This is a genomic window from Deltaproteobacteria bacterium, from assembly GCA_016213065.1.
Classification (GTDB): domain Bacteria; phylum UBA10199; class UBA10199; order SPLOWO2-01-44-7; family SPLOWO2-01-44-7; genus JACRBV01.
In genome coordinates, this window is sequence record JACRBV010000013.1 from 1 (window position 1) to 5,697 (window position 5,697).

Consider the following 5,697-nt stretch of genomic DNA (forward strand, 5'->3'; position numbering starts at 1 on the left):
CCTGCTCCCTGCCTACTGCCTGCAGGGACAAGCTTCGCAGGGATGACAGAAACAACCGTCTCTACCTAGTTGTAGTGATGTCCAAAATCAAGATTAAATTGTCCAATGATAAAGGTCTAGGCCTTTGAGCCACCATTGACCGTTTTTGAAAATGAAAAAGAGATGGAGGCTTTGCCAGCCCATTTCTTCGCCCTTCGGACCGGACCAGGTTAAATCTATGAAGGGCAATTTATCCATGCCCTGATTGGGAACATTGCCGCTCTTGATCCAGCGATTCACCCCCACCGTTTGATAATTTTTCGCAATATCATCGAACCTGTCCTGCCAGATTTTTTTGAAAGTGCCGGTGATGGGTTGTCCACTTCCGTCATATCTGCCCCACCATCTGCTTTTTGTTTCCTGAAAAAGCCCGCGCCACTCTTTGCAATTCAATTTGGTTGTGTAGTGTCCAAGATAACGAAAAACAATCCCCTCTTTGGGATCACATAATGGGGACCACACATTGCCATCTTCTTTTTTGATCGTCATCACGAATTGGTCTATCAAAGGACTTATTGTCTGATAAAATTTTTGGTCGTCGGCGATTTTGTCGGCTCGTAATTGCACTTCAGGCACTGCTTTGGCAGTCAAAGCGTTTTGAAAAAGAAAACTTGTGCACAATGCAAGGACGTATAAAACTTTTTTCATAAATATCTCCCTTCGATTGCCGCGAACATATCATTCATGTTATTTTAAATCCATGGACATTACACCCATCCATCAAGAACTGAGATATTTAAGCACGCTTCCCTTTCATTGTTTTGTTCAACTGGGCGTAGCCGTTTTATGCGGCGCCATTATTGGATTTGAAAGAGAACTCAAAAGAAAAGCGGCGGGACTTAGGACCAATGTCTTGATCTGCATGGGAGCCACCATCTACATGATTCTCTCACAGCTTCTGTTATCACAGTCTGGAAATGGTGATGTAACGCGCATTGCCGGACAGGTTGTTGTGGGCATGGGGTTCATCGGCGCGGGTACCATCATTCAATCACGCGGACGTGTGGTGGGGCTCACAAGCGCCGCAACACTTTGGGTCGCGGCCGCAATTGGCGTGGTGATTGGAGCCGGCTATCCTCTGCTTGGACTTTTGATTACGCTATTCGTTACTTTTCTGCTCGTGGTGGTGGGAAAACTTGAATTTTTCTTTTTGGGGAAATGCCAGAATACAATCATCCACATTGCTTTCCGGGACAATCCAAAAACTTGGGAAGCGCTACACAATCTTTTTTCCGGATTCAATAAAAAGATGGAGAGCTGTCATTGCAAGAAGGAAAATGGAATCTGTTTTATGGATATCGACTATTGTCACATCCATCCCGACCACAAAGAATTTTTCATCGACCTCATGCAAATCCCCGACATACGCCCCGCCACGGCACATATTTAAAAGGGAGTTTGGTTAAAAATTTCTGAACTATTTTTTGAAGCGGATGTATTTGAAAATGTAGGTCTGCGTTGGTTTTAGGTAGAGGCCCTGAATGTGGGGTTTCGTCAGTGTGTAAAGGGTATTGTAAAAAAGAGGCATCTCCGGCATTTCATTCATGGCGATTTTTTCCATCTGTTCATACATCCTCAGGCGCTTTTCCAAATTGGGTTCAACGTCCGAGGCCTTTTCCAGTTTATCAAATTCAGTGTTGGACCATTGTGATGTATTGGCAGTGACATTTTCCGTCACCAAATCGTAAAAAAAAGTGGGGGGATAAACATATTCTCCAACACCCCCGAAACGCGCGATTTCAAAACTGTGATTATGCACCGAGGCTACATGCACCTTCCACTCCTGATTGACCATTTTAATATCAATGCCGAGATTTTTCTTCCACATTTGCTGGATGGTTTCGGCCACCATTTTATGGCGCTCCATCGTATTGTAGGTGATCGTTAAAGAAGGAAAACCCTTCCCGTCAGGATAGCCTGCTTCTGCAAGCAATTTCTTCGCTTGCACCGGATCATAATCAATCAACTTGGAATAATGATAACCCGGAATACCCGGAGGCAGATAACCCGTTGCCGGCAATTCACCCGTTCTTAAAACATTTTTCACCAACGTATTCCGGTCAATGGCAAGAGAAAGCGCCTTACGTACACGGGGATCTTTTAACGTCGGGTTTTTGGTGTTGAAGACATAGAAAGCGAGTCCAAAAAGAGGAACGCTTCGGAAGTCAGGGTGTTGCATCAGCGTGGGAATCTTTACCATCGGTAGCCCATCAATAAAATCCATCTCACCGGAAAAATAGCGTTTCAAACCGGTTTCGGAATCTTCAACAGGATAGATGAGAATTTGGTCCAGAAAAACATTTTTGACATCCCAGTAGCCGGGATTTTTGATGAGAATTATTTTCTCAAATGGCTTCCACTCCTTCAGAAGAAAAGCACCGTTGGAAACGATGTGCTCAGGACGAACCCAACTGTCGCCAAATTTTTCGATAATATCTTTGCGAGCGGGGTAGAGCGTCGGCATGCTCGCCAATTCCAGAAAAGGGGGAAACGGAGCGGCAAGCTCCACGCGAAAGGTGAGCGGATCAACGGCCTTGAATCCCAACAGTTTGGGGTCTTTGATTTTACCCGCCAGATAATCTTTGCCGTTTTTTACATACTGAAGACGCATGGACTGCTGGGATCCGGTTTTCGGATTCAGCGCTCTTTCCCAGGCGTATTCGAAATCGTAGGCCGTGACAGGTTTTCCATCAGACCATTTGGCGTCTTTGCGCAGATGAAACGTGTAGATTTTCCCGTTGGGACTGATCTCCCATTTTTCGGCAATGCCCGGGACCACTTTCATTTCTTTTGGGGCAGGCATCACCAATCCCTCAAAGATTTGCATGACGGTAGTCGTCGCATCCACCGTCGCCACAATCTGGGGATCCAGAGATTGCGGCTCCGCGCTATTGTCAAACCGAAACACGTTTTGTGTTTCGGCGGCGTGAAGCCGTGCGGAGAAAACAATCAATAAAGCCAGAAACGGAAAAAATATTTTTTTCATGCTTATTCCCACCACATATTTTTAACTGGGTGAATGTTGAGCAGGTTGCCGTGGAATCCCTTCAATTTTGGATTGACCAACCAAGTATCCACATAAATATGGGTTGGCGAAATGGGTACTTCGTCCAAAAGAATTTTTTCGGCTTGTGCCATCAATTCCATTCGTTTGGCTGGGTTTAGTTCCTTGTTGGCTTGCGCCAAAAGCTCATCATACTGTTTGTTGGACCAGCCACTATAATTTGTGGAAGAACCTGTCTTGAAGATTTCAAGAAAGGTGTAAGGATCAAGATAATCGCCCACCCATCCTGCTCTGGCGATTTGGAAATCCCCGGCGGTTCTTGATTTCAGATAACTCTTCCACTCCATATTACGCAGGGTCACAGTGATTCCCAAATTTTGTTTGATCATTTGTTGCACCGCTTCGGCGAGTCTTTTGTGATTCAAGTCGGTGTTATAGATAATTTCAATGGGTGGCACTTTGTCGGGTGTCGGATAGCCCGCCTCCACCAACAGCTTCTTCGCTTTGGCAATATCAAAAGGAATATCGCCAATCGATTTATAGCCGGGCATTCCATCCGGCACCATATGGCCCGACGGTTTTTCTCCGCCCTGCATAATGAACTTGGTAATGGCATTGCGATCCATGGCCATCGCAACAGCCTGTCTCAATTTGGGATTATTAAACGGGGGTTTTCTGGTGTTGAATTCATAATAATAAACCGCGTTAGTTGGAAAAACTATAAACTCAGGACGTTTGCTCAAGGCAGGAACGCGAATACCCGGAAGTTGCCAGACGGTATCCAATTCACCCACATCAAATTTTTTGATGGCGGTGTCACGGTCTTCCAACGGGAAGTATCGGACACTCCCAATTTTCACATTACTTTTGTTCCAATAGTAAGGGTTTTTGACGACCACTACCTCTTTCAGAGGTGTCCATGCTTTCAGCATATAGGCGCCGTTGGAAACCATGTTCCCCGGAAGCACCCACTTGTCTCCAAACTTTTCCACCACGGATTTCTTCACGGGGCTGAGGGGAGCATTGGCCGTCACTCCCAGAAAAAAGGGGGATGGATATTCCAGCGTCACCTGTAAAGTAGTGTCGTTAAGAGCCTTGACACCAACCAAGTTCGGATCATTGATTTTCCTCTGATTGTAGGCCTCACCGTTTTTAATGTAGTATAAAAGGAAAGCCGATTTACTCGCAGTCTCCGGTTTCAAAACTCTTTTCCACGCGTATTCAAAATCTTGGGCTTTTACCGGAGTTCCATCCGACCATTTGGCCTCTTTTCTTAAGCTAAAAGTATAAACCAAACCGTCCGGGCTGACTTTCCATCCGTTGGCCACTCCCGCAACGGGAGTTGAATCTTTTGGATTGTAGGTGGTCAAACCTTCGAACGTATCGACAAGGATATGATGTTCGACCGTTCCCGAAATAATACCCGGGTCAAGATATTCCGGTTCAGCGCCATTATAGAGATTAAGCATTCTTTCCGCAGGGCCCGCAGGGGTTGGTGCCGGCGCGGCCGCGGGAGCCGGTTTTGCCGGGGCGGGGTCCGCCCTCAAAACTGCTGGAATTGAGACTCCCAAGGCGATTAACAGAAGCCCCAAGATTTTAACTCTTTGAATTGAAAATGTTTTGGTCATGGATGATTCCTTTCTGATATTCGTTTATTCATTAATCTTTTTTCTTGCAAGGGAATTTTCACTCAAATAAGGTGCATTCCACTTTACTACTTATGCTTAGTTACATTTTGAGACGACTGGTTGGAAGTGTGATCGTTTTGTATATCATCGTCACTTTCGCTTTTTTCATGATTCGTATCGCCCCCGGAGGCCCATTTGATCAGGAAAGGGCTCTCCCTCCGGATATTCTTAAAAATATTGAAAAAAAATACCACATGGACGAACCTCTCTGGAAACAATATCTGAGCTACACCAAAAATGTTTTTTTTCATCTGGATCTTGGTCCTTCCTATAAATATCCCAGCCGTGATGTGAATGAATTTATTGCCGATGGTTTTCCGGTAACCTTAACTCTGGGATTTTATGCCCTGTTGGTGGCCATAATGATCGGCGTTGGAATGGGACTGACAGCCGCTTTGCGCCAAAATACAAGGTGGGATTATACCGCCATGGCTTTCGCCATGATCGGCGTTTCCATTCCGGGTTTTGTGCTGGCCCCCATTTTACAATTGGTTTTCAGTATTGGATTACAGTGGTTGCCCGTGGCCGGTTGGGACAGTTGGAAGCAGGTCATCCTTCCTGCTTTTGCTCTTGGCGCCGCCTATGCCGCGGCCATCGCGCGTCTCACCCGTGGTGGTATGCTTGAAATTGTACGGCAAGATTACATCCGCACGGCCCGCGCCAAAGGTTTGCCGGAAAAACTCATTGTACTTCGCCACATGATTAAGGGCGGACTCCTTCCGGTTGTTTCCTATCTGGGGCCCGCCGCCGCGTTTCTTTTGAGCGGTTCTCTAGTCATCGAAAAAATTTTCGACATCCCCGGACTTGGAAGACATTTCATCAATAGCGCCCTAAACCGCGACTACACCATGACACTCGGCATGGCCATTTTCTTTTCGGCAATGATACTGGTTTTCAACATCGTCGTGGATGTGCTCTACACCTATCTTGATCCGAGGGTAAAATATGACTGAGGCAACTATCACA

5 protein-coding genes are annotated in these 5,697 nt (G+C 46.1%); 2 read left to right on the top strand and 3 right to left on the bottom strand.

Going from position 1 to position 5,697, the window contains the following annotated elements:
• Positions 1–93: 93 nt before the first annotated feature.
• Complete coding sequence (locus tag HY877_00785) at positions 94–687, bottom strand: hypothetical protein (protein MBI5298824.1); 594 nt, start codon at positions 685–687, stop codon at positions 94–96.
• Positions 688–739: 52 nt separating this feature from the next.
• Here HY877_00785 and HY877_00790 point away from each other — a divergent pair, with 52 nt between their 5' ends.
• Entirely contained in the window at positions 740–1,429 is a 690-nt protein-coding gene (locus HY877_00790) for an MgtC/SapB family protein (protein ID MBI5298825.1), read from the top strand.
• Between the two features lie 27 nt (positions 1,430–1,456).
• On the opposite strand, the gene HY877_00795 is transcribed toward HY877_00790, so the two are convergent.
• Together HY877_00795 and HY877_00800 are read right to left on the bottom strand one after the other, a co-directional pair.
• Complete coding sequence (locus tag HY877_00795) at positions 1,457–3,025, bottom strand: peptide ABC transporter substrate-binding protein (protein MBI5298826.1); 1,569 nt, start codon at positions 3,023–3,025, stop codon at positions 1,457–1,459.
• A gap of 2 nt (positions 3,026–3,027) precedes the next feature.
• Positions 3,028–4,671, bottom strand: a complete 1,644-nt coding sequence (locus HY877_00800) for a peptide ABC transporter substrate-binding protein (GenBank protein MBI5298827.1) — start codon at positions 4,669–4,671, stop codon at positions 3,028–3,030.
• A 92-nt stretch (positions 4,672–4,763) separates the two neighbouring features.
• Between HY877_00800 and HY877_00805 the strand changes: the two genes are divergently transcribed.
• Positions 4,764–5,684: an ABC transporter permease subunit gene (locus HY877_00805; protein MBI5298828.1), complete on the top strand. Its 921-nt coding sequence runs from the start codon at positions 4,764–4,766 to the stop codon at positions 5,682–5,684.
• The last annotated feature ends 13 nt before the right edge of the window (positions 5,685–5,697 follow it).

Coding starts and splice junctions, on each gene's coding strand:
- HY877_00785 (MBI5298824.1), bottom strand. CDS start 687: ATGAAAAAAGTTTTATACGTCCTTGCATTGTGCACAAGTTTTCTTTTT.
- HY877_00790 (MBI5298825.1), top strand. CDS start 740: ATGGACATTACACCCATCCATCAAGAACTGAGATATTTAAGCACGCTT.
- HY877_00795 (MBI5298826.1), bottom strand. CDS start 3,025: ATGAAAAAAATATTTTTTCCGTTTCTGGCTTTATTGATTGTTTTCTCC.
- HY877_00800 (MBI5298827.1), bottom strand. CDS start 4,671: ATGACCAAAACATTTTCAATTCAAAGAGTTAAAATCTTGGGGCTTCTG.
- HY877_00805 (MBI5298828.1), top strand. CDS start 4,764: ATGCTTAGTTACATTTTGAGACGACTGGTTGGAAGTGTGATCGTTTTG.